Source organism: Planomonospora alba (genome assembly GCF_039534085.1).
Classification (GTDB): Bacteria; Actinomycetota; Actinomycetes; order Streptosporangiales; family Streptosporangiaceae; genus Planomonospora_B; species Planomonospora_B alba.
Map to the genome: position 1 here is coordinate 38095 of NZ_BAAAUT010000019.1, position 24138 is coordinate 62232.

The window sequence follows — 24138 nt, forward strand, 5'->3', positions numbered from 1 at the left end:
CGCGGTCAGCGCGGCGCGGCCTCCCCGACCAGGGCGCGCAGGGGCTGCCGGGGCGACCGCGTCATCCCGGTCGCGACGAACCCGGGGTCGTAGAGGACGTAGCGGGTCCGGCCGCCCGCGTGCCGCTCGGTGAACGAGACCGCCGGCAGGTCGTTGGCCCGCGCGCCCTGCATCGTCGCCCGGAAGGGCCGGTATCTCCCCCCACCGCCCGCCCTGACCGGTCACGGCCGCGGCGGCCGGCCACCCGCCTCGTCCGGCGGAGGGCCGACCGTCCGCGGTCGGCGCGGCGCGGGCGCACGTCGCAGGTGCCGGACGACCGCCCGCCTTTACAACGTAGATCTCACTGTCCGCACGGAGGAGCCGGACGGCTGCTCCCCGGTGAGCCCGTCCACCGCCTCCCTCAGAAGGTCGGCGTGGCCGTTGTGGCGGGCGTACTCCTCGATTCCCGCCCGTGCAGCCGCCGGGAGGACCAGTGGTCCTCGACGTAGGCCATGTGCTTGAGCAGTCCGCCCAGGGTCATCGGCGAGGCCCCGACGGCCGCCCTCAGCCCGGCCGGGAACAGGGCCCCGCCGCGAGGCGCGGAGGGCTACAGCTCGTCACGGATACGGGTGAGGATCGCCGGGGTCTCGGAGGCGGGCTCGGCCGCCAGGCACAGGCGCTCCATCACCTCCAGGTAGCGCTCCACCTCCTCGCGCTTCTCCAGGTAGACCGCGCTGGTCAGCTGCTCCAGGTAGACGATGTCGGGCAGGTCCGGCTGGGCGAAGCGCAGCAGGCTGAAGGGGCCGCCGGCCGCGGCGTGGCCGCCGATGCTGAACGGAGCGATCTGGACGGTCACGTTGGGCAGCTCGACCGCCCTCAGGATGCGGTCGATCTGGCCGCGCATCACCTCGGGCCCGCCCAGCGGGCGGCGCAGCACCGCCTCGTCCAGCACCGCCCACAGGTGGACGGGATCGGGCGCGTGCAGCAGCCGCTGGCGCGCCATGCGCAGCCGCACCCGCCGGGCCACCTCCTGCTCGGGGGCGTCCGGGAAGCCGAGGCGGACGACGGCCCGCGCGTAGTCCTCGCTCTGCAGCAGGCCGGGGACGAACTGGACCTCGTAGTTGCGGATGACGGAGGCGGACTCCTCCAGGCCCACGTAGGTCTCGAACCAGCTCGGCAGCACGTCGCTGTAGTTGTGCCACCACCCGGGCTGGTTGGCCCGCTCGACGAGCCCCAGCAGCGACGCGCGCTCCGCCTCGTCCGTCACGCCGTACAGGGTGAGCAGGTCGGCCACGTCGCGCAGGCGGAAGCTCACCCGGCCGAGCTCCATGCGGCTGACCTTCGAGTGGGAGGCCCGGATCGTGTGGCCGGCCCGCTCCAGGGTGATGTGGCGCGCCTCGCGCAGGCGGCGCAGCTGCGCGCCGAGCACGATCCGCAGCACCGTCGAACTCCCCCTGGACCGGTCCAGGGGGATGGGCTCGACCGGCTCACGATGGGCGTCGGCTCTGGTCATCGGCGATCCTTCATGCCCTGGAGTGCTGGTTGCGCGCCCGCGGCCGGCGCGGCCTTCACGGTACTCCCGGGGAGCGTTTCCGGCCAGACGACGTTTCAATCTTCAACGACCTCAGTCGATCAGGTCGTCGAACTCCCCGTCCTTCACCCCCCGGACGAAGGCCTCGACCTCTCCCCGGGTGTAGACCAGGACCGGCCCCTCGGGATCGCGGGAGTTCCGCACGGCCACCTCGCCTCCCGGCAGCCGGGCCAGCTCGACGCAGTTGCCGCTGGGGTTGCTGAAGCGGCTCTTGCGCCAGTCCGCCCTCCCCAGCAGGGCCGCGGGCATGCCGTTACGCAGCTGATCCATCCTCGCCTCTCACCGAATCAGGCAGGGGAACATTTTGATCAGCATAGACGTGTGCATATGCACATGCATCCGTACTTGCACTTGCACATCGTCACATGGAAGATGAATCATGAGACACCCCGTTATGCGATCGCCGCCTCTCCCCCAAGGTCGCTGATGACTGGTTATCCACGGCACGACGTCGCTTCCGTCCGGGCAGAGATCGGCGGTTGGGAGCGCTGGCTGTCGATGCTCGACCACCTGCTCCCGCCGAGCGGCCTGCCGCCGTGGTCCGGCGGCCGCAGCCACCTCGAGCAGCTCCAGATGGCGGTGCGGAGCCTGCGCGACGACCCCTGCGCCGTTCGGACCGCCCGCGACTTCACCACCGCGTCCCTGCACGCCTGGGGGCTCGCCCCCCTGGTCGACGACGTCACCCTGACCGTCTCCGAGCTGGTGACCAACGCCCTGCGCCACGGCGTCCGGAACGCCGCCCTCCCCTATCCGCCGGTCTCCCGCCGGCACGCGCGGGTCGTGCTGTGCAGCACCGAGCACTCGGTGCTGTGCGCGGTCACCGACCCCTGCGACGAGGCCCCCTTCCTGCGGGACTTCGACGACGAGGCGGAGAGCGGCCGCGGGCTGCAGATCGTCCGCGGGGTCAGCCACATGTGGGGGTGGTCCCCGCTGGAGAAGGGCGGCAAAGCCGTGTGGGCGGCGTTCGTCCTGCCGGAGCCGCACGACCGGCAGCCGGGCCCCCGCCGCTGAGCGCACCGGTCCGCGGCGCCCGGTCCCCCCGCCGTACGGTGCCCGCGCCCGGCCGGCGGGGGCGGCTGCCGGGCGCGGAGCTCACCCGGTCTTGACGGTGATCTCCCCGCCGAGGCGGAAGCCCTCGCACAGCTCCAGGTCGTCGCCGCTCCAGAACCGGCCCGGGTCGTACCAGTTGGGACGGCGCCCGCCCGGCAGCAGCCCCATCGCCTCGTAGGTGACGGCCACGACCTCCGCGCAGTAGGCGCTCTCCAGCGCGCTCTGCCCGCCGCCCCGCTTCAGGATCCTGGGCAGCCGCCCGCGTGCCCACCGCCCGGCGAGCCGGGCCGTGGAGGGGAACGGCGTGCCGTCGAGGCGGGCGACGGTGCGCAGGACGGCGTCCTCCATCGCGGACGTGACCTCCGGCTGGAGCTGGCGCAGCCAGGCCCGCTGGCCGTACCGGGTGGCCCAGACCCGCACGGCGTCGCGCAGGTCGTGCAGCTGCACGCCGCGCTGGTGGGTGCCCGACCACAGGTCGGGCAGGGACCGGCCGAGCTCGGCGTGCCACATCAGCGGGGGCATGTCCTCGATGACCACGGACATGCCGACGTGGTTGACCGGGCTGTTGGTCACCGTCTGGATGGCGCGGTCCGGCACCGAGCGCCCGCGGAACACCCACACGTCGCCGGTCCGGGTCAGGTCGACCGCCTCGTCGAGGCTGATGCTCGTAACGGACATTCCCCTACCCTAAAGACATGCGCTGGTGGAAGGTACTCGGCCTGGCCGGAATCGCGGGCGTCGCGGCGACCGGGGTGGTGGTCGCCCGGGCGGAGCGGCGGCGCCGCTCCTACACCCCCGACGAGATCCGCGAGCGGCTCCGCACCCGCCTGGCGGAGGCGGCGGAGGAGGAGGCCGCGCCGGAGCCTCCGGGGACGGGGCGGACCTCCTAGGGGAACGCCCCGGCCGGTGCGCCGGACGCGGAGACGCTCATGCGCGGGACCCGCCGGCCGGGGCGGCCCCCCACCGGACGTCCGGGAAGGGCTGTCCCGCCGACAGCCGTCCGACGAGGGCCCGCAGGGCCTCCTTCCCGCCGCCCGCCCCCGCCATGCGGCTCACCTGGCAGGCGGCCTCGGCGTACACCCGGGGATCGGCCGACGCCGCGCGCAGCCAGTCGCCGAGGGTGGCCGGCAGGGGGCCGCGGGGGACGACCAGGCAGCGGTCGCCGGCCGGGGCGAGGTGGCGGGGATCGTCGCTCACCAGGACGGCGAGGCCCTCGTCGAACCACTGCGGCACCTCCGCGCCGCCGAGGCGGGCGTGGAGCTCCACGTGGGTCAGCTCGTGCGAGGCGATCACGGGATCGACGCCGCGCGGAGACAGCATCACCGACCGGTTGAGCACGGCGATGCCGCGTTCGCGGCCGCCGCCGATCCTGCGGTAGCACTCGTCCGACAGGCACACGAGGACGTCCGGGGAGCTCTTCCGCCCCCCGAAGAAGTCACGCACCCGCTCGTCCGCCCGCTCGACGACCTCGATCACCTGCCGCCTCCGGGGCTGGGAGAGGCCGGGCTCGGCGTACACGCCGGGCCGGAGCCGCTCCAGGCCGTAGCAGCCGGGGCAGACGGTGGCGGCGACGGACGGGAAGACGACCGCCGTCAGCGCCACGGCGGCGGCCAGGAGCGCAGCGGCGGCGGCCACGATCCACCACCGGCGGCTCCGGCGGCGGTTCTCCGTTCGCCGGGTCATGGGCATGCGGTTCCCCGGTGCGTCGGGCCGGGGAGGTCCGGCTGCGGGGACGGCCGCGCCGCCCGGGCTCCGGCCGGCGGTACGGGGGCGGCCGGCGCGAGGGATGTCGTGAGCATGCACAGAACACTAGGAGACGCGCAGCGCCGGATCCGTCCCCCGAAAGTAGACGACGGCTGTTCACCGAAGTCGGCCGTGGGCGCGACGAGCCGCGGCGAGTACCGCCGCCCGGCCCGCCACCTCGCGGCCCGGCCGAGGACACGTCAGGCATCGCGCCCCTGACGACGACCGGCGGCCTCCGGGACCGGCGCCTCTCCGCTCCGCCGGTCGGGCCGCCGGTCGGCGGCCCCGGCCTGCGCGACCTGCCCGCCCGGCTCGGCGAATACCTGCCAGGCCGCGGGGAGGACCGTCCAGCTGCGGCGGGTGACGGGACCCGTCAGCTCGCCGTCGGCGTTCACCGGGACGGGGCCGCCCGAGACCGTCACCTCGCGGCCCCGGTCCATGACCACCTCGCGCAGGCCGAGGTGGGTCCCCCGGCGCAGGCGCAGGGCGTAGGCGGCCCTGGCCAGCGGCCCGGTCGTCGCGGCGACCACGACGTCCACCATGCCGTCGTCCGGCCGGGCGCGCGGGGTCAGCGGCGTGCCGCCGCCGATCGTGACGCCGTTGCCGACGGCCGCCATGAGGACCCGGCGACCGCGGGCCAGCGGCCGCCCGTCCACCGTCACCCGCAGCCGCCAGCCGCGGCTGCGCACCCCCGCGAGCAGCCCGCCCAGCGGGTAGGCCAGCCGTCCCAGCAGCGGTTTGAGCGGCGCGGCCCGCTCCGAGGCCTCCGCGCCGGCGCCGAGGTGGACGGCGTTGACCACGATCCCGCCGTCGTCGTCCACCAGCAGGTCCATCGGCCTGCGGTGCCCGGCCAGCACCACGCGGGCGGCCCGCTCCGGGTCGAGCGGGAGGCCGAGGGCGCGGGCGAAGTCGTTGCCGGTGCCCAGCGGGACGAGGCCCACCGCGCGCTCGCCGAGCTCGCCGCGGCGGTGCAGCGCGGCGACGACCACGTGGAGCGAGCCGTCGCCGCCGAGCACGACCACGTCGCGGCCGGGGCAGGCGTCCAGCGCCCGGTCCAGCCGCCGGTCCGGCTCCTCGGCCCCGTCCCCCCGGTCGGCGCCCGTGCTGCTCACCTCGGCCACGTCGGCGCCCTCGCACAGCGTGCCGAGCGCCGCCTCGACGGCCTCCTCCTGCGCGCCGCCCGCCCCCCGGTTGCAGATCGCCAGCAGCCCGGCCATGCCCGTCCTCCCCGCGCCGTCGTCGGCCGTCCGTCCGGCCGGGTCCTCCGCCCGGGCCGTCCGGGGTCCTCTGCCCTCAGGGAACCCGTCCAGGCGTGCCGGTGGGACGGATTCAGGCGGGCGCGCCGGCGTCGACGCGGTAGAGCGCGCCGAGGAGCGGCCAGGTCAGGGCGGCCATCTCGGCCGGTGAGCACGGGCAGCCGCGCTGGAGCCAGTCCGAGGCCACGCCGATGAGCGCTCCGGCGGTGAACGCCGCGGGGACGTCGTGCGGCGTGCCGTACGGGACACCCTGCGGCGGGCCGGCGCGCTCTGGGAGGCCGCCGAGGTCGCCGAGGTCGCCCGAGGCCCGGCGCACGCGGTCGTAGACGCCCTCGGTGACGCGGCGGCGGATGTGGTCGGCGAGCCGCGCGCTGCCCTGCGGCCCCAGCAGGGCCCGGTAGAGACCGGCGTGCTCGGCGAGGCTGGCGAAGAACGCCTCCAGCGACCGGGCCGCGTCCCTGGCCGGGTCCGCCGAGCCGGGGCCGGGAGAGGGCAGGGACCCGATCAGCTCGTCGATCATCGCGGTGCAGGCGGCCTCGGCCAGCTCGTGGACGTCCCGGTAGTGGTCGTAGAAGGTCGAGCGGCTCACTCCGGCGCGCTCGGCGACGTCGGCGACGCTGATCCTGGACAGGTCCCGCTCGGCGACGAGCCGGATCAGCGCGCCCGCCAGGGCCGCGCGGGTGCGGCGCACCCTCCGGTCCCCCGCGGGGGCGCCGCCTCTGCTCGTGACCACGCCCCGCAGTTTACCTTCGAACTACAGGTGCAGGATTTCCTACATGTGTAGGCTTCCAGGCAGGGTGTGACCACCGAAGGGAGCACGACGTATGCGGGCACGTGCGGGCCGGGGCGCCGCCGGAGGTAACCGATGACCGTCAACGAGCAGATCCTGGACTACCCGATCCCCAGCGACTCGGCGCTGGAGCCGCCGCCGGAGTGGGCCGAGCTGCGCGGCGCGTGCCCGGTGGCCTCCGTGAGGCTGCCCAGCGGCGACCGGGCGACGCTGCTGACCCGCTACGCGGACGTCAAGCAGGTGCTCGCCGACCCGCGCTTCACCCGCCTGCTCAACGCCCCCGACGCGGCCCGGCTCTCGGCGGAGGGCGGCGGGGTGTTCAACAGCGAGATGGCGCAGATCGTCCCCGACGGAGGCGAGGGGCACCAGCACTGGCGGCGCCTGGTCGGCAGGTGGTTCACCGCCAAGCGCATGTCCGCGCTGCGGCCCGCGATGACGGAGATCGCCGAGCGGCTCGTCGACGACATGGTCGAGCGCGGCGCGCCGGGCGACCTCAGGGCGGATCTGGGCTTCCCGCTGCCGGTGTACGTCATCTGCGACATGCTCGGCGTGCCGGCCGCCGACCGCGACCGGTTCGCCTACTGGTCCGACACGCTGCTCAACCTCACCCGCTACGGCAAGGCCGAGACCGACGCCGCCCAGGCGGAGTTCGTCGACTACATGTCGGGCCACGTCGCCGCCAAGCGCGCCGCGCCGGGCGAGGACCTGCTGAGCGAGCTGATCGCGGTCGGCGGCCCCGAGGGCGGCGGGCTGTCCGACGTGCAGATCATGGTCACCGGCATGGGGCTGCTGGTCGCCGGGCACGAGACCACCGCGAACATGATCGGCAAGATGGTCTCCATGCTGCTGGCCGACCGCAGCCGCTGGGAGCGGCTGCTGGCCGAACCGTCGCTGGTGCGCACGGCGGTGGAGGAGTCGCTGCGCCTCGACGCCAACGCCGGTTTCGGCCTGCCGCGCTACCTGAGCGAGGAGATCGAGGTCAGCGGCACGGTCCTGCCTCGCGGCACCACCGTGATCTGCAGCATGGCCGCGGCCAACCGCGACGAGAGCGCCTTCGCGGCCGCGGCCGAGATGGACCTGGGCCGCAGCCCGAACCCGCACCTGGCCTTCGGCTCCGGCGCCCACTCCTGCCTGGGGCAGGCGCTGGCCCGCACCGAGCTGCAAGTCGTGCTCGAGGTGCTGCTGCGCAGGCTCCCCTCCCTGGAGCTGGCCGTCCCGGTCGAGGAGCTGGAGCGCGTGGAAGGACTGGCCGTCGGCGGCCTGCGCGCGGTCCCGGTCCGCTGGTGACCCGCGCCCGCCCCGCCCGGCCGGCGGAGGGGAGGAGCCGCGGATGAAGGTCACCGTGGACGAAGCCAGGTGCTGCGGCGCCGGTCAGTGCGTACTGATCGCCCCGGAGGTGTTCGACCAGCGCGAGGAGGACGGCGTCGTCGTCCTCCTCGATCCCGAGCCCGGCGCGGACCTGCACGCGGCCGTCCGCGAGGCCGCCGCCGTCTGCCCCGCCGCCGCCATCGGGCTGAGCGGGCAGGGGTGAGCCCCGCGCCCGGCGCGGTCCCGAGCCGTCCGAGGTTCGGATCGTGCGGTCGGGGCGAGGAGCTTCAGCCGCATGATCGGACCTCGGAGGCAGAGCCAGGCCCGGCGGCGGCCTCAGCCTCGGCGACGCTGCGGCCGGGTCGGTGCCGAACGGGCGCGAGCAGAAGGTGATCGAGCCTTCCAGATCGGCGACGCGCAGGGCGAGCCGGATCCGGGAGATGACGGTTCCCCTCGCGCAACAGGTTGTATCGACGGATGCCGATGCAAGGAGGTTGGCGCTTTGAATAGACAGATGTCAACATAGAGGTATGCCGAAGCAAAAGCCGCCGGTCCTCGACCTCGCCGCCGCGTGCTGCGCGCCGATGGCCAGCGAGCCGCTCGGCGAGGCCGACGCGGCCGACCTGGCGCGCATGTTCAAGGCACTGGGCGATCCGGTCCGGCTGCGGCTGCTGTCACTGATCGCCTCCCACCCCGGCGGCGAGGCCTGCGTGTGCGACCTGACCGGCCCGTTCGGCGTCTCCCAGCCCACCATCTCCCACCACCTGAAGGTGCTGCGCGAGGCGGGCCTGGTCGGTTCCGAGCGGCGCGGCACCTGGGTGCACTACTGGGTGGTGCCCGCCGCGCTGGCCCGCCTGTCGGCCCTGCTGCGGATTCCCGCCGCGGCGCAGGCCGGCATCGGCGTCTCCGCCGAGCCGCCCAAGGTGCTCACCGTCGACGCCGTACGCCCGGTCCGCGACGCGGTCGAAACCCCCGTCCGCGCGCTCGTCGCCGGCCTGCCGCCCGATGCGGAGCGGCGATGAGTCCCGCCGCGCCGCGCATCACCGCCATGGGAGCCCGGCACGCCGAGCAGGTGCTGTCCGTCTACCGGCTGGGCATCGACGAGGGCCAGGCCACCTTCGAGACCGCCGCCCCGACCTGGGAGCGGTTCGACGCGGCCAAGCTGCCCGGCCACCGGTACGTGGCCCTGGACGCCGACGGCCGCGTGCTGGGCTGGGTCGCGGCGGCGGCCGTGTCCGACCGGTGTGCCTACGCCGGGGTGGTCGAGCACTCGGTCTACGTCCACCCCGACGCCCGGGGCCGGGGAGTCGGCCGTGCGCTGCTGGCGGCGCTGATCGCCTCGACCGAGGCCGCGGGCATCTGGACGATCCAGGCAGGGATCTTCCCGGAGAACACGGCCAGTCTCGCCCTGCACGCCCGCGCCGGGTTCCGCGTCGTCGGGATCCGCGAGCGCATCGGGCGCCACCACGGCGTCTGGCGCGACGTGGTGGCGGTCGAACGGCGCAGCCCGGTGATCGGCTGAGTTCCCCTTCCGCTCCCCCGCCGCAGGAGGGCGACCGCAGCGCCGGGCCGTCGGCGCACAGCCGTACCCGGTGGTCGCCGATCCGTTCCTCGCGCACCCTGTCCGGGCCGAGGCCGAAGTCCGGCACGGTGCGGTCCACCAACTGCTCGCGGGGCAGCCCCGCCTGCTCTGCCACCGCGTCCAGGGCGTGCGCCACGTTCTTCTGTACGGACCGCGCGCGGACCTTGCGCACCGCCTCGGCGGGGCCGTGCTCGGCCAGCTCGACCAGCAGCTCCTCCGACCGCCGGGCGAGCGCCTCCCCGACCCGCCTGACCCGTTCCGCCCGGACCGGGGTCCGGGCGTGGTCGCGCCGGTCCGGCTCCCTCAGCCATCCCAGGATCTCGCGGCGTTCCTGGAAGCCGAAGCGGCGGGCCGCGGCGAACGGGATCCGGAAGATCTCCTCGTAACGGGTGTGCCCGCAGGTGGCCATCTCGACCGCCCGGCGCGCGAGGATCCGCGCGTCTCCGGAGGTCCAGGGATGTCGCGCTCGGTCACCGAGCGGACCAGCCGCAGCACCCGCTCGTCGTGTTCGTCCCCTCCCTCCGGGCCCAGGCTCAGCTTCAGCTGCGCCCAGTGACCGTACGAGACGGGCGCCTAGCGCTCCGGGCGCACGCCCAGGGCCGGGGCCAGCTCCGTCAGCTGGGCCACGCCCGTGTCCAGGTCCGGCGGGAGGGGCTGGAGGGCGACGTGGTCGGCCCCGGCGTCCAGGTGCTCGCGCACCCGCGCCGCGACGGCGTCCGCGTCGCCCCAGGCGACGATCGCGTCCACCAGCCGGTCGCTCCCCCCGCCGGCGAGATCGTCGTCGCCGAAACCGAGGTGCCGCAGGTTGTTGGCGTAGTTCGGCAGGCGGAGGTAGCCCTCCATGTGCTCCCGCGCCACCTGCCGGGCCCGCCCCGGGTCGCTCTCCAGCACGAACGCCTGCTCCGGCGCGAGGATCCGGTCCGGGCCGAGGATCTCGCGCGCGGCGGCGGTGTGCTCCGGCGGCACGAAGTAGGGGTGGGCGCCGTCGGCCCTGTCGCGGGCGAGCTCCAGCATCCGGGGGCGCAGCGCGGCCAGCAGCCGGGGCGGGGCCGGGTCCACGGGGAACAGGTCGGCTGCGGAGCGGTCCATCGCGTCGAGGTAGGCGCTCATCGCCGCGAGGGGGCGCGTGTAGTCGTGGCCGCGCCGCTCGACCAGCGGGGCGTGGCTGACGCCGACACCCAGGGCGAACCGCCCGGGGTAGGCCTCGCCGAGCGCCGCCGCGCCGGCCGCCATCGCGGTCGCGTCGCGCGCCCAGATGTTGGCGATCCCGCTGCCGACCGCGATCCGCTCCGTGGCCGCCAGCAGGACGGCTCCGGCGGTGAACGCCTCCCTCGTCCCGGGGGCCTCGCCGTACCAGAGGGCGCCGTAGCCGAGCGCCTCGATCTCCGCCGCCGCCCGCCGTACGGCCTGCGCCGGAGCCCTCCCCAGCAGCGGGTGCCACACGCCGATCCGACCGATGCCCATGCCCGTCTCCGATCCGGTCACCGTAAACTGTTCGATCACGATGGAACAGTACACGACGGTTCGACGATCATCGAACATTTCCCGCGCTCCGGCGCACGTGCCCCCCTCGGAGGTGGCGCTGCAGACCGCGCTGGAGGCCCTGGCCGATCCGGTCCGCCGCCTGATCGTGCGCGAGCTGGCCGGCTCCCCCGACTGGACGCGCGCCTGCGGCGCCTTCGGCCACCTGCCCGTGGCCAAGTCCACTCTGAGCCACCACTTCGCCGTCCTGCGCAACGCCGGCCTGCTCGAACAGCGCGACGAGGGCGCCCGCCGCCTCAACCGCCTGCGCCGCGACGAGTTCGAGGCCCGCTTCCCCGGTCTGCTCCCCCTCGTCCTCGCCGAGGCGGACCGGACCGGGCCCGGGGGGAGGCCGGGGGGCACGGCGGGCGCGGGGGCGTGACCGCCGCCGCGGCCCGGGGATGATCCTCCGGATTAGACGGAAATGCCTTTTGACGGGTATGTGAGCGTTGTCGCTGACGATTTCAAGGAGACGCCGATGACGCACGAGCGCGCCGGGCAGCCCGCCCGGCCGTCCGACCTGGTGGACGTGGCCCGGCTGGTGACCGCCTACTACAGCCTGCACCCCGACCCGGCGGAGCCCGGGCAGCGGGTGGCGTTCGGCACGTCCGGGCACCGCGGCTCGGCGCTGAACACCGCCTTCAACGAGGACCACATCCTGGCCACCAGCCAGGCCATCGTGGAGTACCGCGCGATGCGGGGCATCGACGGCCCGCTCTTCCTCGGAGCCGACACCCACGCGCTGTCCGAGCCCGCCAAGGTCTCGGCACTGGAGGTGTTCGCGGCCAACGGGGTGACGGTCATGATCGACGCCCGCGACGGCTACACGCCGACGCCCGCCGTCTCGCACGCCATCCTCGCCCACAACCGGGGGCGGACGGGCGGGCCGGCCGACGGCGTGGTCGTGACGCCCTCGCACAACCCCCCGGGCGACGGCGGATTCAAGTACAACCCGCCGAACGGCGGCCCCGCCGACACCGACGCCACCTCCTGGATCCAGGACCGGGCCAACGCGCTGATCGCCGGCGGGCTGAAGGAGGTCCGGCGGCTGCCGTACGCCAGGGCGCTGGCCGCCGAGACGACCCTCCGGTACGACTTCCTCGGCTCCTACGTCGACGACCTGCCCGCGGTGGTGGACCTGGAGGCGGTCCGCGCGGCGGGGGTGCGCATCGGCGCCGACCCGCTGGGCGGGGCGAGCGTGGCCTACTGGGGCGAGATCGCCGAGCGGCACCGGCTGGAGCTGACGGTGGTCAACCCGCTGACCGACCCGACGTGGCGCTTCATGACGCTGGACTGGGACGGGAAGATCCGCATGGACTGCTCCTCGCCGTACGCCATGGCCTCGCTGATCGCGAACCGGGACGCCTTCGACGTCTCCACCGGCAACGACGCCGACGCCGACCGGCACGGGATCGTCACCCCCGACGCCGGGCTGATGAACCCCAACCACTACCTCGCCGTGGCCGTCTCCTACCTCTACTCCCACCGGCCGGACTGGCCCGCCGGCGCCGGGGTCGGCAAGACCCTGGTGAGCAGCGGCATGATCGACCGGGTCGCCGCGGACCTGGGCAGGCCGCTGGTGGAGGTGCCCGTCGGGTTCAAGTGGTTCGTGCCGGGGCTGCTGGACGGCTCGCTGGGCTTCGGCGGGGAGGAGAGCGCGGGCGCCTCCTTCCTGCGCCGCGACGGCTCGGTGTGGACCACCGACAAGGACGGCCTGATCCTGGCCCTGCTGGCCGCGGAGATCATCGCGGTCACGGGCCGCTCCCCCAGCGAGCACTACGCCGAGCTGACCGCGCGGTTCGGCGCCCCGGCCTACGCCCGGGTGGACGCCCCGGCGACGCGGGAGGAGAAGGCCGTGCTGGCCGGGCTCTCCGCCGCGCAGGTGCCCGCCGGCACCCTCGCCGGCGAGCCGGTCACCGAGGTGCTCACCGCCGCGCCCGGCAACGGCGCCGCCATCGGCGGGGTCAAGGTCTGCACCGCCAGCGCCTGGTTCGCCGCCCGGCCCTCCGGCACGGAGGACGTCTACAAGATCTACGCCGAGTCCTTCAAGGGGCCGGACCACCTGGCCGAGGTGCAGCGGGCGGCCAGGGAGCTGGTCTCGGCCTCGCTGGGCTGACGGAGGGCCGGCGGATCCGCCGGGACCGCCGGCTGGGGCGGGCCCGGCGGGCCTCGCCCGGCTCCGGCCGCCCTCCCCCGCGGCCGTACGGCGCCGCGCGGTCAGACCGGGATGCCCGCGGGGACCTTCCCGGAGGCGGCCGCCGGGCCGAGCGCCGGGACCGCCGCGGCCCTCCCCGGGGCGGCGGTGACGCGGGTCGTCCCCGGGACGGCCGGAGCCTTCCCGGCGACCCCGTCCAGGACCTTCCCGGCGACCGGGTCGACGGCCTTGCCCGCCGCCGCGGGCGGGAGGGGGGCCAGGACGGTCTCCGGCGAGCGCCCGCACAGCTCCTCCACCACCCGGCGGAGCCGGTCGCGGGCCGCCGGATCGGCGAGGCGGCCGGTGTCGTCGAAGCGCCGCGGGGCCGGGGAGACGGGCAGGTCGGCGCCGTGCACGGCGGCGCCGGCGACGCCCAGCATCCTCCGCAGCTCGGTCTGCGTCCACATCGCCTCGTGGGGGCGGACGCAGGCGGTCACCACCGCGACGGGCTTGCCGAGCAGGACGGCGCCCGCCGCCGGGGAGGACGCCCACCCCAGGGCGTGGAGCAGTTGGACCGGCAGGACGCTGTGCTCCGGGGCGGTGACCAGCACGCCGTCGGCCCCGGCCAGCAGGGCGCACAGTTCCGCCGCGGGACGCGGGAGCGGGCCGCCCGTGCAGGCGGGGATCTCCTCGAGCCCCGTCCACACCGTCAGGGTCGCGGAGGCGGGCAGTTCCCCCGCCGCCGCCTCCAGCAGCCGCCCGACGTGCGCCGCCGGCCGCAGGCTCCCCGCGATCCCCACGATCTCCATCCCCGACTCCCCTTCCCTCCCGGTACGACGTCAGGGCGCTTGTGCCCGGGGAAAGGGGTTACGAACATGATCGTGAGTACCGATAGTGCATGAGGGGGTTATTTCGCAGCAAAGGTACATATGTTGCACATATCCCCTGGTGAGACGCCCGATCAGCCGGACCGCGCCCCGCCCTCCCCCTCGGGGGCGCCGGAGGGGCCGGGCCCGTCCGGCGCCGCGGGTCCGGCGCAGAGCCCGCAAGGCCCGGCGGCGCCTCGCGTCCGCTCCGCGTGCGGGGACCCCGCGGCGCCCCTCGCGCGGGCCCGCGCGAGGAGGTCCGGGGCGGCGTCGGCGATGCGCCGGCGCATCGGACGCCTGTCCAGTGCCTCGATCGCCTCCTCCAGCAGCCTGCTCAGCGGGAACGACAGCTCGGCCTCGAACTCGGCGGCCGCGGCGGCGGTGGCCGCCCACTCCGCCTCCAGCACGGGCAGCAGCGCCTCCGCCTCCGGGGTCAGGTGGACGATGCGGTGGCGGGCGTCCCGCCCGGGGACGACGGCGACCAGCCCTTCCTTCGCCAGCTGCGCCACCGTCTGGCTGGCCGCGGAGTGGGTCACCCCGGTGGCCCGCGCCAGGTCGCGGATGGAGAGGGGCCCGGAGGCCGCCAGGGTCCGCACGGCCAGGGTGTAGCGCGGGCGGAAGCCGGCCAGCCCCAGGTCGGCGTAGAGGGCCGAGATGTCCGCGTCCAGCGACTCGAGCAGGTGCCGCAGGCGGGTGCCGAGCACCGAGGGACCGGACGGGGGCACGGATCCCGGCCGGGGCGCGGCCGGGGGCGTGGGCGCGGGGGACGTCATCCCGCTAATGTAACAGCGCTGTTGTATCTCTACGGAAGGACCCCGGAATGACCGCCCCCCCTCCTCCGATCGAGCCCTACGACCACGGGATGCTCGACACCGGCGACGGGAACCTCGTGTACTGGGAGGTCTGCGGCAACCCCGACGGCAAGCCCGCCCTCGTCGTGCACGGCGGGCCCGGATCCGGCTGCTCGACGAACGCCCGCCGCACCTTCGACCCGGAGCGCTACCGGATCGTCCTGTTCGACCAGCGCGGCTGCGGGCGCAGCACGCCGCACGCGAGCGACCCCGCGACCGACCTGAGCCGCAACACCACCCACCACCTGATCGCCGACATGGAACGGCTCCGCGAGCACCTGGGCGTCGACCGCTGGCTGCTCTACGGCGGCTCGTGGGGGTCCACGCTGATCCTCGCCTACGCCGAGCGGCATCCGGAGCGGGTCTCGGAGATCGTCATCCCCAGCGTCACCATGACCCGGCGCTCGGAGATCGACTGGCTCTACCGGGGCGTCGGCCGGTTCTTCCCCGCCGAGTGGGAGCGGTTCCGCGACGGCGTGCCCGGGAAGGACCGCGACGGCGACACCTTCGCCCTGCTGGCCGCCTACGGCCGCCTCCTGGCGGACCCCGACCCGGCCGTGCGGGCGAAGGCCGCGACCGACTGGCTGACCTGGGAGGACGCGCTGATCTCCCACGAGGGCAACGGCGGCGTCTACAGGGACCGCCCGGACCGCGACGCGCTGGCGTTCGTCCGGATCTGCGCGCACTACTTCTCCCACGGCGCGTGGCTGGAGGAGGACGAGCTGCTGCGCGGCGCGGGACGCCTGGCGGGCATCCCCGGCGTGCTGATCCACGGCCGCCTCGACCTGAGCTCCCCGCTGACCACCGCCTGGGAGCTCGCCCGCGCCTGGCCCGGCGCGGAGCTGATCGTCGTCGAGGACTCGGGGCACACCGGCAACGACGCGATGCGCGCGCACATCCTCGACGCGATCGACCGGTTCGCCGGACGGCGCCGGGAAAACGGTTCCCTGTAGGGATTCTTCGCGCCAATATATGTTCCTGGAGGAAACCTACGTCGGGAGGTCCGGTGACGGCGCTGGTCGTCGGGGTCGACGGGGGCGGCACGAGCACCCGCTGCGTGGTGGCGACGCACGCCGGTGAGGTGGCCGGGCGGGGCCGCGCCGCCGGGTCCAACGCCCTGTCGTCCGCCGATCCCGGGGCCGCCCTGCGCGCCGCGCTCCGGGCCGCGCTCGGCGGCCTGCCCCCCGGGCAGGTGACGGCCGGGGTCTTCGCCCTGGCGGGGTCGGGCCCGGCGGGCGGGCGGGCCGCCGGCCTGGCGGCCGACGCCTGGCGCGCCTGCGGGCTGGCCGGACGCCCCGCGGTGGTGCCCGACACGCTCGCCGCCTTCGCCGGGGCCACCGCCGAGCCCTCCGGGACCGTCCTGGTCGCGGGCACCGGGGCGGTGGCCACCCGGGTCACGGGGCGGGGCCCGGCCGGCCGGGCCGACGGCTACGGCTGGATCCTCGGTGACGAGGGGTCGGGGGCGTGGATCGGGCGGCGCGCCGTACGGGCGGTGCTGGCCGCCCTCGACGGCCGGGCCGGGCCCACCGCGCTGCGCGACGCGGTGCCGGGCGGCGGGGCGGCCGAGCGGATCGTGGACGCGGTCCACGCCGGAGTGGCCGAGGCGGGGCCCGCGTGGCTGGCGCGGCTGGCTCCCGCGGTGGAGGCCGCCGCCCGGCACGGCGACGCGGCGGCCCTGGCCATCGTCCGGGAGGCGGCCGAGCGGCTGCTCGCCACCGTCCGCGCGCTGGGCCCCTGTCCCGGCCCGCTGGTGCTGGCCGGGTCCCTGCTGACCGAGCCCACCCTGCTGGCCGAGCGGGTGCGCGCCGGGCTGGCCGGCGCCGGGCTCACCGTGCTCACCGCCCGCTCCGGCGACGCCGGGGCCCGCGGGGCCGCCGCGCTCGCCCTGCACGGCCCCGGCCCGGGCACCCCCGCCTCCGCGGCCGCCCACCGGCGGTTGCTCTCCTGACGGCCCGCGGCTCCCTGCCACGGGGGCGGGAGCCGCGGGCGGGATCGGCCATGCGGCGCCTCCGCCCGACGCGGGGCCCGGACGGGACTTCAGCGCACGCGGTGGCCGCGGCTCGGCTCGCTCTGCCGGGCGGCCCGGTCCACGGCCGTCACGTGGTACCAGGCGCCCGCCACCGGCTCCGGGTCCGTCCAGCGGGTGTGCCGGGCCGCGGGCACCACGGCGAGCAGGTGGCGCGCGTCCGCCAGGTCGCCGGGCCGCGCCCTGCGGCCGAGCCGGAAGACCGCGTACTGGAACGGCGCGTCCCGGCCGGTGGCCACGATGTCCAGCTCCACGCCCCCGCCGGTCCGGCGGGCCCGGGCGATCACCGGGGCGCGCGGCGGCCGGCCGCCGGCGAGCCGGGGCAGCAGCGGGGGAAGCGCGGGCCGGGCGTAGTGCTCGGCGACGACGGCGCTGACCGAGCCGAGCCGGTCGGCGCGCACGTCGCCGGAGTTGTACCAGATGTCGCCGCCGACCTCCGGGTGGTCCCGGTTGAGCGTCAGGTGCCGGGTCAGCTCGTCCGGCTGGAACCACTGCTCCGGCTGCCCGGCCGCCCCGGCCTTGTAGGCCGCCTGGCCGATCCAGAGCTGCACGCCGGTGCCCGCCGCCACGTCGGACCACCAGGGGACCAGCTTGGCGTAGTCGGCGTTGGACTGGCCGATGTACCAGTACAGCTGCGGGGCGATGTAGTCCAGCCAGCCCTTCTTCACCCAGCCCCGGGTATCGGCGTGCAGGTTGTCGTAGGACTGGCTCCCGGCCGTGTCCGAGCCGAGGGGGTCGCTCGAGCGGTTCCGCCAGATCCCGGAGGGGCTGATGCCCCAGGCGGCCTCCGGCTTGGCCCGCCGTACCCGTTGCTGCATCTCCCGCACCAGCATGTCCACGTTGTTCCGCCGCCAGGCGGCGAGGTCGGGGAAGCCCCCGCCGTGCTCGGCGAAGGCCGCGGAGTCGTCGAAGGCGGTGGTGTTGACCGGGTAGAAGTAGTCGTCGAAGTGCAGGCCGTCGATGTCGTAGCGCAGCACCGCGTCCATCATCGCGTCCTGCACGAAGGCGCGGACCTCCGGCATGCCGGGGTTGTAGTAGAGCCGCCCGCCGTAGGCGACGATCCAGTCGGGGTGCCTGCGGCCCGGGTGGTCGGGGTGGAGCGCCGCCGGGTCGCCCTGCATCGACACCCGGTAGGGGTTGAACCAGGCGTGGAAGGCCAGGCCGCGCCGGTGCGTCTCCTCCACCGCGAAGGCCAGGGGGTCGTAGCCGGGGTCCTGCCCCTGCGTGCCGGTCAGATACTGCGACCACGGCTCGTACGGCGAGGGCCAGAAGGCGTCCGCGGTCGGCCGGATCTGCACGAACACCGCGTTGAGCCGGCGGGCGACGGCGAGCTCCAGCCAGCCGGTGTACTCCGCCTTCTGCTGCTCGGGCGCCAGGCCGGGCCTGGACGGCCAGTTGATGTTGAGCACCGAGGCGATCCACATGCCGCGCATCTGGCGCAGCGGCGGCGCGCCCGCGGGGGCGGCTCCGCCGGTGGGGGCCTCGGCGACGGCGGCGAGGACGGGCAGGGGGACGGCGGTCGCGGCGGCGCCGAGGGCGAGGCCGCGCAGGACGGCGCGCCGGGCGGGCAGGCTCATGCGGACTCCCGGGGGGACGGAGCTGACGGCACCGACGCTGGCAGAAATCTCCTTTCATATCAATGGATATGAAGGAAAATGTCACCGGCGGATGCACGCTCCCGGCGGGCCCCCGCGACCGGTCGGCGGCAAATAAGCTGATCCCGACGGAAAGTAGGACGACCATGACCGAGCTCGACGGCCCCAGCCCGGCCAGCCTGGTGGCGACGGTGAGGGCGGTGCTGCCCTCCCTCACCCCGGCGGCCCAGGCCATCGCCCGCCTCATCCTCGACGACCCCGGCACGGTGGCCCGCAGCACCATCACCGAGCTCAGCGCCGCCTCCGGGACCAGCGAGGCCACGATCGTGCGCACCGCCAGGACCCTCGGATTCGCCGGATACTCGCAGCTCCGCCTGGCCCTGGCCGCCGCGGTCGCCAGCCAGGCCCCCGAGCGGCTGGTCCCCGGCGACCTGGGCCCCGACGACCCGCTCACCGACGTGATCGCCAAGGTCACCCGGGCCGAGTCGGAGGCGCTGGCCGACACCGCCGCGCAGCTCTCCCCCGCCGTGCTGGACGCGGTGGTGACCGCGGTGGCCGGCGCCAGGCGGGTGGACGTCTACGGGGTCGGCGCGTCCGGGCTGGTCGCGGCGGACATGGCGCAGAAGCTCATGCGCATCGGCCTGTCCGCGCACGCCTTCACCGACGCCCACCTGGCGCTCACCGGCGCGGCGCTGGCGCGCCCCGGCGACGTCGCCTTCGGCATCAGCTGCACCGGCGAGACCCCCGACGTGCTGAGCCCGCTGCTCGTCGCCCGCAAGGGCGGCGCCGCCACGGTGGCGATCACCAACAACCCGCGGTCCTCCCTGGCCGGGCTGGCCGACCACGTCCTGGTCTCGGCGGGCCGGGAGACGGCCTTCCGGCCCGGCGCGCTGGCCAGCCGGATCAGCCAGCTGCTCCTGGTGGACTGCGTCTTCGTCGGCGTCGCGCAGCGCACGTTCACCACCTCGGACGCGGCGCTGCGAGCCACCCGGGAGGCGCTGGAGGAGTATCTCGGCGAGGCCCGCCGGCGGGGCAGGTAGCGCCCCGCCGGGCGGGGTTCCGGGCAGCGCTCCGCCGGGCGGGAGGTCAGGGGTCGGCGGACAGGGCCGCGTCCAGGCTGTCGCCGCAGGACGCCAGGAGGGCGCGCGCGCCGTCGGCGTCGAGACCGCGCCGGACCATCAGCACCGCGGCCTTCACCTGCCAGTCGGCCTCCACCAGGGCGGAACGGGCGGCGGCGGGGTCGGCGCCGGCGATGTCGCCGACCATCCGGACGGCCCGGTCGGCCAGCTTGGCGTTCATCGCCGACATCTCGATCATGTCGTTGCCGTAGGTGCGGCCCAGCCCGATCATCGTGATCGTCGAGATCATGTTGAGGACCAGCTTCTGCGCGGTCCCGGCCTTGAGCCGGGTCGAGCCGGTCAGCACCTCCGGGCCGACGACCACCTCGATCGCGTGCCGCGCCGCCGCCGACACCGGGGTGCCGGCGTTGCAGGACAGGCCCACCGTCAGCGCGCCCCGGCGTCCGGCCTCCACCAGCGCGCCCACCACGAACGGCGCCCGGCCCCCGGCGGAGATCCCCACCACCGAGTCGAGCCCGCCCACCTCGCGCTCGGCCATCGCCGCGGCGCCGGCCGCGGCGTCGTCCTCGGCGCCCTCGACGGACCGGGTCAGGGCGGGCGGGCCGCCGGCGATGACGCCCTGCACCAGCCCGGGGTCGGTGCCGAAGGTCGGCGGGCACTCGGAGGCGTCGAGCACGGCCAGGCGGCCCGAGGTGCCCGCACCCACGTAGACGAGCCGGCCGCCCCGCTTCATCCGGTCGACGATCGCGTCGATCGCGGCGGCGATCGCCGGGATCGCCTCGGCGACCGCCGCGGGCACGGTGGCGTCGGCGGCGTTCATCAGCCGCGCCGCCTCCTCCGTCGGCAGCCGGTCGATCCCTCTGTAGCGCGGGTCGCTCCGCTCGGTGGCCAGCCCGGCGAGTGGGTCACTCATGACGCCCCATGTCGCTGATTTTCACCTGATCACTCATCGATGCAAATTATCTTCCACAACCGGCGCCGTGTCACCCGTGGTACGCGGAACGGCGGGACGGCCCGCACCGTTCCATCATCCCCTCCCCGCACCGCGCCCGCCCCCGCCGGCGGCGGGAGATATCCCCGCGGTGCGGGGTAGGGGCCCGCCATGAAGACGAAGACGACACCCACCCTCTCCTCCGCCCCGCGGACCGGCGCGCGGACCCCTCCGCGCGGCGGCACGCCGGGCCCCCTGGGGGTCCGCGCGAGCACCCTGGCCAGGACCCTGCTCGCGGTGAGCGCCGCGGCCGCCGTCGGGAGCGTCGCCACCAGACCGGCCTCCCTGTGGTACAGGCGGCTGCGCAAGCCGTCCTGGCAGCCGCCGTCGGAGGCGTTCGGGCTGATCTGGACACCGCTGTACGGGCTGATCGCCGTCGGGACGGCCCGCGTCCTGGACCGGCGGCGGGGAGCCGACCGCACCGCCTTCGCCGCCCGGTTCGCCGCCAACCTCGTCCTCAACGCCGGGTGGACCCTGGCCTTCTTCCACGGCCGCTCGCCCCGGCTCGCCCTCGCCGAGATCTCCGCGCTCAACGCCTCGAACGCCGACCTGGTCAGGCAGGCGTGGGCGACCGACCGGGCCGCCGGGGCGGTGCTGCTGCCCTACGCCGCGTGGACGGCGTTCGCCACCGCGCTCAACACCGCGATCGTCCGCCTCAACCCGGCCGAGAAGTGAAAGTTACATCCCCGCGCCGCTGACGCGGCAGGTCGCGGCGGCGCCGCCGGCCGGCCGCTTCCCGCCCGCGCCGCGGCTTCCTAGCATCGGGCGCCGGACGACGGCGGGAGAGGACGATGCGGACGGGCAGGACGGTCGCGGCGGCGATGGCCGCGCTGGCGGCACTGGCGGCGGCCCTGGGGGCCGTGCTGGCGGGTACGGCGGGCACCGCGCTGTCGGCGCGGGCCGAGCCGGTCAGGATCATGGCGCTCGGTGACTCGATCACCGGATCACCCGGCTGCTGGCGGGCGCTGCTCTGGCAGCGGCTGCAGCAGGCCGGTCACACCGGCGTGGACTTCGTCGGGACGCTGCCGCCCCAGGGCTGCGGCTTCGCCTACGACGGCGAGAACGAGGGGCACGGCGGCTTCCTGGTGACCGACGTCGCCGACCAGGACCGGCTTCCGGCCTGGCTGGCGGCGAGCCGGCCCGACATCGTGATGATGCACTTCGGCACCAACGACGTGTGGAGCAACCGCCCCACCGCGACCATCCTGGCCGCCTACGGCGAGCTGGTCGACCAGATGCGGGCGAGCAACCCCGGCATGAGGATCCTGGTCGCGCAGATCATCCCGATGAACCCCGCCTCGTGCGGCGGGTGCGCCGAGCGGGTCAGGGCGCTCAACGCGGCCATCCCCGGCTGGGCCGCGGGCAAGACGACCGCGCGCTCGCCCGTCGTGGTGGTCGACCAGTGGACGGGCTTCGACACCGCCGCGGACACCGGTGACGGCGTGCATCCCAACGCGTCCGGCGACCGGAAGATCGCCGATCGGTGGTTCCCCGCGCTGACCGCCCTGCTCGGAGCGGGCCCGACCGCCACGCCCACCGCGACGCCCACGGTGACCCCCACGGTGACCCCCACCGTGACACCGACCGCCACCCCGACGGTGACGCCCACCGTGACCCCCACGGGCGGCGGCTGCACCGCCTCCTACCGGGCCGCCAACTCCTGGCCGGGCGGCTTCCAGGGCGAGGTGACCGTCAAGAACACGGGGAGCGCGCCGATCACCGGCTGGACCGTGACCTGGACCTCCGGCGGGGAGCGCGTCAGCCAGGCGTGGAGCGCCGCGCTCACCCAGAGCGGCTCCACCGTGACCGCGAGGAACGTCTCCTGGAACGGGACGCTGGCGCCCGGGGCGAGCACCTCCTTCGGCTTCATCGCCTCCGGTACCGTCCCCGGCGCGCCGGCCGTCTCCTGCACGGCCGGGTGACCCGGCGGGCGGCGGGACACCGCCGCCCGGCGCGGGGCGGGCGGCGGACGGCGTCTCCCGCCCGCGGGTGCCGCCCGGTCCCGGTTCCCGGTCCGGGCGGAACGGACGGCAGAATGCGCGCATGACCTATCGCGTCTGCGTGGTGTGCCTGGGAAACATCTGCCGCTCCCCCATGGCCGAGGTCGTGCTGAGGAAGACCCTCGCCGACCACGGCCTGGAAGGGCTCGTCACCGTCGAGAGCGGCGGGACCGGGGGGTGGCACCAGGGCCGCCCGATGGACGAGCGCGCCGCGGCGGCGCTGGCCGGGCGCGGCTACGACGGCTCCGCGCACCGCGCCCGGCAGTTCCTGCGGGAGTGGTACGGCCAGGCCGACCTGGTGCTGGCCATGGACCGGGAGAACCTCCGCGCCCTGCGCCGCCTGGCCCCGGAGGGCGCGGACGTGCGGCTGTTCCGCTCCTTCGACCCGGCGGCGCCGGAGGGGGCGGAGGTGCCCGACCCCTACTACGGCGACCGGGAGGGGTTCGCCGAGGTGCTGGAGATGGTGGAGGCCGCCGCCAAGGGCCTGGCCGAGGAGCTGGCCCGCCGGCTCCGGTGACCCGGTACGGCCCGTTCGTTTGAGGGGGATTCATCCCTGGGTAGCTTCGGATGGCCATGATGAGCGAACGGAGCCGGCCACCCGACCCGAGCGGATGGCGCGCGACCCCCGGCGCGCTGCGCACGGCCGCCGTGGCCGGCGCCTGCCTGCTCGTCCTGACCGCCGTGGTGGCGCTGGTCGCGTGGGTGCTCATCCTGCTGGCGCCGCTGACCCTGGCGGTCGTGGCCGCCCTCCTGCTCACCGCTCTGCTCGGTCCGGTGGCCGCCCTGCTGCGCGCGCCGGCCTGGCTGAGCGCGCTCGGCACGGTGCTGTTCCTGCTGTTCGTCGTGGCCGGGCCGCTGACGCTGGTGGCGAACCAGGCCGTCGCGCAGCTCGGCGACCTGGAGAGCCGACTGCTGACGGGCCTGGAGCGGCTGCGCGGGTTCCTGACCTCGGGTCCCCTGAGCCAGAACCAGCTGGACGCCGCGATCGCGGAGATGACGGAGACCCTGCAGCGCGCCGCGCCCAGCCCGCTGGCCGGGGCCATGACCGCCCTGCAGACGGTGGCGTCCGTCCTCGTCGCCCTGGTGCTGCTGTTCTTCCTGCTGCGCGACGGGGCCGGCATGTGGCGGTGGGCGGTGGACCAGGTCCCGCCCCACCGCCGCCGGCAGGTGGACGCCGCCGCCCGCGCCGGCTGGGAGACCCTGGTCGCCTACATCCGGGGGATCGTGGTGGTGGCCGCGATCGACGCCGTCGGGATCGGCATCGCGCTGTTCGTCCTGGACGTGCCGCTCGCCCTCACCCTCGCCTTCCTGACCTTCCTGTTCGCGTTCATCCCCATCGCCGGGGCCTTCACCGCCGGGGCCGTCGCGGTGCTCGTGGCGCTGGTCGCCAACGGCCTGACCAACGCGCTGCTGGTCCTGGCCGCGGTGGTCGTCGTGCAGCAGGTCGAGGGCAACTTCCTGGAGCCGATCATCATCGGCAGGGCGCTCCGCCTCCACCCGGCCGTGGTCCTGACCGCCGTCACCGGCGGCACGCTCGTGGGCGGCATCGCGGGCGCGGTCGTGGCGGTGCCGCTCGTCGCGGTCACCTACCGGGTCGCCGACCGCGCGCGCGGCTACGCCGAGGAACGGCGGGCGCAGCCGCTCCCGGCGGGCGGCGGACCGCCGGACCCCCCTCCGGGCCGGGATCGGCCGGAGGGACCAGGGCGCCCGGAGGGTCCGGCCCCGGACGCGGACCGGCCGGGGCGGGGGCCGGGGTCACGGCGGGACGGCTGACCG

Annotated in this window: 28 protein-coding genes and 1 pseudogene; 16 read left to right on the plus strand and 13 right to left on the minus strand. The window is 75.6% G+C overall.

All coding sequences use genetic code 11. From position 1 onward, the window contains the following. Positions 1-5 precede the first annotated feature (5 nt). The 4 genes and pseudogenes from ABD823_RS13555 to ABD823_RS13570 all read right to left on the minus strand — a co-directional run bounded on the left by ABD823_RS13555 (position 6) and on the right by ABD823_RS13570 (position 1840). A complete protein-coding gene (locus ABD823_RS13555; RefSeq protein ID WP_344859373.1) occupies positions 6-173 on the minus strand; it encodes a hypothetical protein in 168 nt (55 codons plus the stop codon). 153 nt (positions 174-326) lie between these two features. After that, positions 327-443: pseudogene (locus tag ABD823_RS13560) on the minus strand (mycothiol transferase); the annotation flags it as partial. Between the two features lie 143 nt (positions 444-586). Beyond that, entirely contained in the window at positions 587-1492 is a 906-nt protein-coding gene (locus tag ABD823_RS13565; RefSeq protein ID WP_344859374.1) for a helix-turn-helix domain-containing protein, read from the minus strand. A gap of 111 nt (positions 1493-1603) precedes the next feature. Further along, entirely contained in the window at positions 1604-1840 is a 237-nt protein-coding gene (locus ABD823_RS13570; RefSeq protein ID WP_344859376.1) for a DUF397 domain-containing protein, read from the minus strand. 156 nt (positions 1841-1996) lie between these two features. Between ABD823_RS13570 and ABD823_RS13575 the strand changes: the two genes are divergently transcribed. Continuing rightward, on the plus strand, positions 1997-2581 hold the full coding sequence (locus tag ABD823_RS13575) for an ATP-binding protein (RefSeq protein ID WP_344859378.1): 585 nt from the start codon (positions 1997-1999) through the stop codon (positions 2579-2581). Between the two features lie 81 nt (positions 2582-2662). On the opposite strand, the gene ABD823_RS13580 is transcribed toward ABD823_RS13575, so the two are convergent. After that, complete coding sequence (locus tag ABD823_RS13580) at positions 2663-3298, minus strand: hypothetical protein (RefSeq protein WP_344859380.1); 636 nt, start codon at positions 3296-3298, stop codon at positions 2663-2665. Positions 3299-3315: 17 nt separating this feature from the next. On the opposite strand from ABD823_RS13580, the gene ABD823_RS13585 reads away from it, so the two are divergent. Continuing rightward, positions 3316-3510, plus strand: coding sequence for a hypothetical protein (locus ABD823_RS13585; RefSeq protein WP_344859382.1), 195 nt, complete (start codon positions 3316-3318; stop codon positions 3508-3510). 37 nt (positions 3511-3547) lie between these two features. Here ABD823_RS13585 and ABD823_RS13590 read toward each other — a convergent pair whose 3' ends face one another. The 3 genes from ABD823_RS13590 to ABD823_RS13600 all read right to left on the minus strand — a co-directional run bounded on the left by ABD823_RS13590 (position 3548) and on the right by ABD823_RS13600 (position 6352). Beyond that, positions 3548-4303, minus strand: a complete 756-nt coding sequence (locus tag ABD823_RS13590) for a hypothetical protein (protein WP_344859384.1) — start codon at positions 4301-4303, stop codon at positions 3548-3550. A gap of 260 nt (positions 4304-4563) precedes the next feature. After that, the gene (locus ABD823_RS13595) at positions 4564-5580 is read right to left on the minus strand and encodes a diacylglycerol/lipid kinase family protein (protein ID WP_344859386.1); all 1017 of its coding nucleotides are present in this window, start codon (positions 5578-5580) and stop codon (positions 4564-4566) included. Between the two features lie 112 nt (positions 5581-5692). Then, a complete protein-coding gene (locus tag ABD823_RS13600) occupies positions 5693-6352 on the minus strand; it encodes a TetR/AcrR family transcriptional regulator (RefSeq protein ID WP_344859387.1) in 660 nt (219 codons plus the stop codon). A gap of 132 nt (positions 6353-6484) precedes the next feature. Here ABD823_RS13600 and ABD823_RS13605 point away from each other — a divergent pair, with 132 nt between their 5' ends. The 5 genes from ABD823_RS13605 (at position 6485) to ABD823_RS13625 (ending at position 9855) form a co-directional block, all read left to right on the plus strand. Beyond that, positions 6485-7696: a cytochrome P450 gene (locus tag ABD823_RS13605; protein WP_344859389.1), complete on the plus strand. Its 1212-nt coding sequence runs from the start codon at positions 6485-6487 to the stop codon at positions 7694-7696. 43 nt (positions 7697-7739) lie between these two features. After that, positions 7740-7940 carry a ferredoxin gene (locus tag ABD823_RS13610; RefSeq protein WP_344859390.1) on the plus strand — a complete coding sequence of 67 codons (201 nt, stop codon included), beginning with the start codon at positions 7740-7742 and terminating at the stop codon, positions 7938-7940. Positions 7941-8247: 307 nt separating this feature from the next. Further along, on the plus strand, positions 8248-8739 hold the full coding sequence (locus tag ABD823_RS13615) for a metalloregulator ArsR/SmtB family transcription factor (RefSeq protein ID WP_344859392.1): 492 nt from the start codon (positions 8248-8250) through the stop codon (positions 8737-8739). Next, positions 8736-9239 (plus strand): GNAT family N-acetyltransferase, encoded by a 504-nt coding sequence (locus tag ABD823_RS13620; RefSeq protein WP_344859393.1) that lies wholly within the window; start codon positions 8736-8738, stop codon positions 9237-9239. Before ABD823_RS13615 ends, ABD823_RS13620 begins: the two co-directional genes overlap by 4 nt. A gap of 70 nt (positions 9240-9309) precedes the next feature. Beyond that, positions 9310-9855: a hypothetical protein gene (locus ABD823_RS13625; protein WP_344859395.1), complete on the plus strand. Its 546-nt coding sequence runs from the start codon at positions 9310-9312 to the stop codon at positions 9853-9855. Between the two features lie 17 nt (positions 9856-9872). On the opposite strand, the gene ABD823_RS13630 is transcribed toward ABD823_RS13625, so the two are convergent. Continuing rightward, positions 9873-10802, minus strand: a complete 930-nt coding sequence (locus ABD823_RS13630; RefSeq protein ID WP_344859397.1) for an LLM class F420-dependent oxidoreductase — start codon at positions 10800-10802, stop codon at positions 9873-9875. A gap of 1 nt (position 10803) precedes the next feature. Between ABD823_RS13630 and ABD823_RS13635 the strand changes: the two genes are divergently transcribed. Next, on the plus strand, positions 10804-11202 hold the full coding sequence (locus ABD823_RS13635) for an ArsR/SmtB family transcription factor (protein WP_344859398.1): 399 nt from the start codon (positions 10804-10806) through the stop codon (positions 11200-11202). A 96-nt stretch (positions 11203-11298) separates the two neighbouring features. Then, positions 11299-12936, plus strand: coding sequence for a phosphoglucomutase (alpha-D-glucose-1,6-bisphosphate-dependent) (pgm, locus tag ABD823_RS13640; RefSeq protein ID WP_344859400.1), 1638 nt, complete (start codon positions 11299-11301; stop codon positions 12934-12936). 101 nt (positions 12937-13037) lie between these two features. On the opposite strand, the gene ABD823_RS13645 is transcribed toward pgm, so the two are convergent. Further along, positions 13038-13763: an NADPH-dependent FMN reductase gene (locus tag ABD823_RS13645; protein WP_344859402.1), complete on the minus strand. Its 726-nt coding sequence runs from the start codon at positions 13761-13763 to the stop codon at positions 13038-13040. Between the two features lie 152 nt (positions 13764-13915). Continuing rightward, on the minus strand, positions 13916-14593 hold the full coding sequence (locus ABD823_RS13650; protein WP_344859403.1) for a MarR family winged helix-turn-helix transcriptional regulator: 678 nt from the start codon (positions 14591-14593) through the stop codon (positions 13916-13918). Between the two features lie 47 nt (positions 14594-14640). Here ABD823_RS13650 and pip point away from each other — a divergent pair, with 47 nt between their 5' ends. Further along, positions 14641-15624: a prolyl aminopeptidase gene (gene pip, locus ABD823_RS13655; protein WP_344859405.1), complete on the plus strand. Its 984-nt coding sequence runs from the start codon at positions 14641-14643 to the stop codon at positions 15622-15624. Between the two features lie 53 nt (positions 15625-15677). Next, positions 15678-16619: an N-acetylglucosamine kinase gene (locus tag ABD823_RS13660; protein WP_344859406.1), complete on the plus strand. Its 942-nt coding sequence runs from the start codon at positions 15678-15680 to the stop codon at positions 16617-16619. An 89-nt stretch (positions 16620-16708) separates the two neighbouring features. Here ABD823_RS13660 and ABD823_RS13665 read toward each other — a convergent pair whose 3' ends face one another. Further along, the gene (locus ABD823_RS13665) at positions 16709-18274 is read right to left on the minus strand and encodes a glycoside hydrolase family 10-like protein (protein ID WP_344859408.1); all 1566 of its coding nucleotides are present in this window, start codon (positions 18272-18274) and stop codon (positions 16709-16711) included. 164 nt (positions 18275-18438) lie between these two features. Here ABD823_RS13665 and ABD823_RS13670 point away from each other — a divergent pair, with 164 nt between their 5' ends. Beyond that, positions 18439-19332, plus strand: coding sequence for a MurR/RpiR family transcriptional regulator (locus ABD823_RS13670; protein ID WP_344859410.1), 894 nt, complete (start codon positions 18439-18441; stop codon positions 19330-19332). 46 nt (positions 19333-19378) lie between these two features. Here the strand turns inward: ABD823_RS13670 and murQ are convergent, their stop codons facing one another. Beyond that, on the minus strand, positions 19379-20284 hold the full coding sequence (murQ, locus tag ABD823_RS13675; RefSeq protein ID WP_344859412.1) for an N-acetylmuramic acid 6-phosphate etherase: 906 nt from the start codon (positions 20282-20284) through the stop codon (positions 19379-19381). A gap of 189 nt (positions 20285-20473) precedes the next feature. On the opposite strand from murQ, the gene ABD823_RS13680 reads away from it, so the two are divergent. From ABD823_RS13680 to ABD823_RS13695, 4 genes are all read left to right on the plus strand, one after another. After that, a complete protein-coding gene (locus ABD823_RS13680) occupies positions 20474-21037 on the plus strand; it encodes a TspO/MBR family protein (protein WP_344859413.1) in 564 nt (187 codons plus the stop codon). Positions 21038-21153: 116 nt separating this feature from the next. Continuing rightward, positions 21154-22284 (plus strand): cellulose binding domain-containing protein, encoded by a 1131-nt coding sequence (locus ABD823_RS13685; protein ID WP_344859415.1) that lies wholly within the window; start codon positions 21154-21156, stop codon positions 22282-22284. Positions 22285-22405: 121 nt separating this feature from the next. Beyond that, a complete protein-coding gene (locus ABD823_RS13690; RefSeq protein ID WP_344859416.1) occupies positions 22406-22879 on the plus strand; it encodes a low molecular weight protein-tyrosine-phosphatase in 474 nt (157 codons plus the stop codon). A gap of 59 nt (positions 22880-22938) precedes the next feature. Continuing rightward, a complete protein-coding gene (locus tag ABD823_RS13695) occupies positions 22939-24135 on the plus strand; it encodes an AI-2E family transporter (protein WP_344859418.1) in 1197 nt (398 codons plus the stop codon). Positions 24136-24138 lie beyond the last annotated feature (3 nt).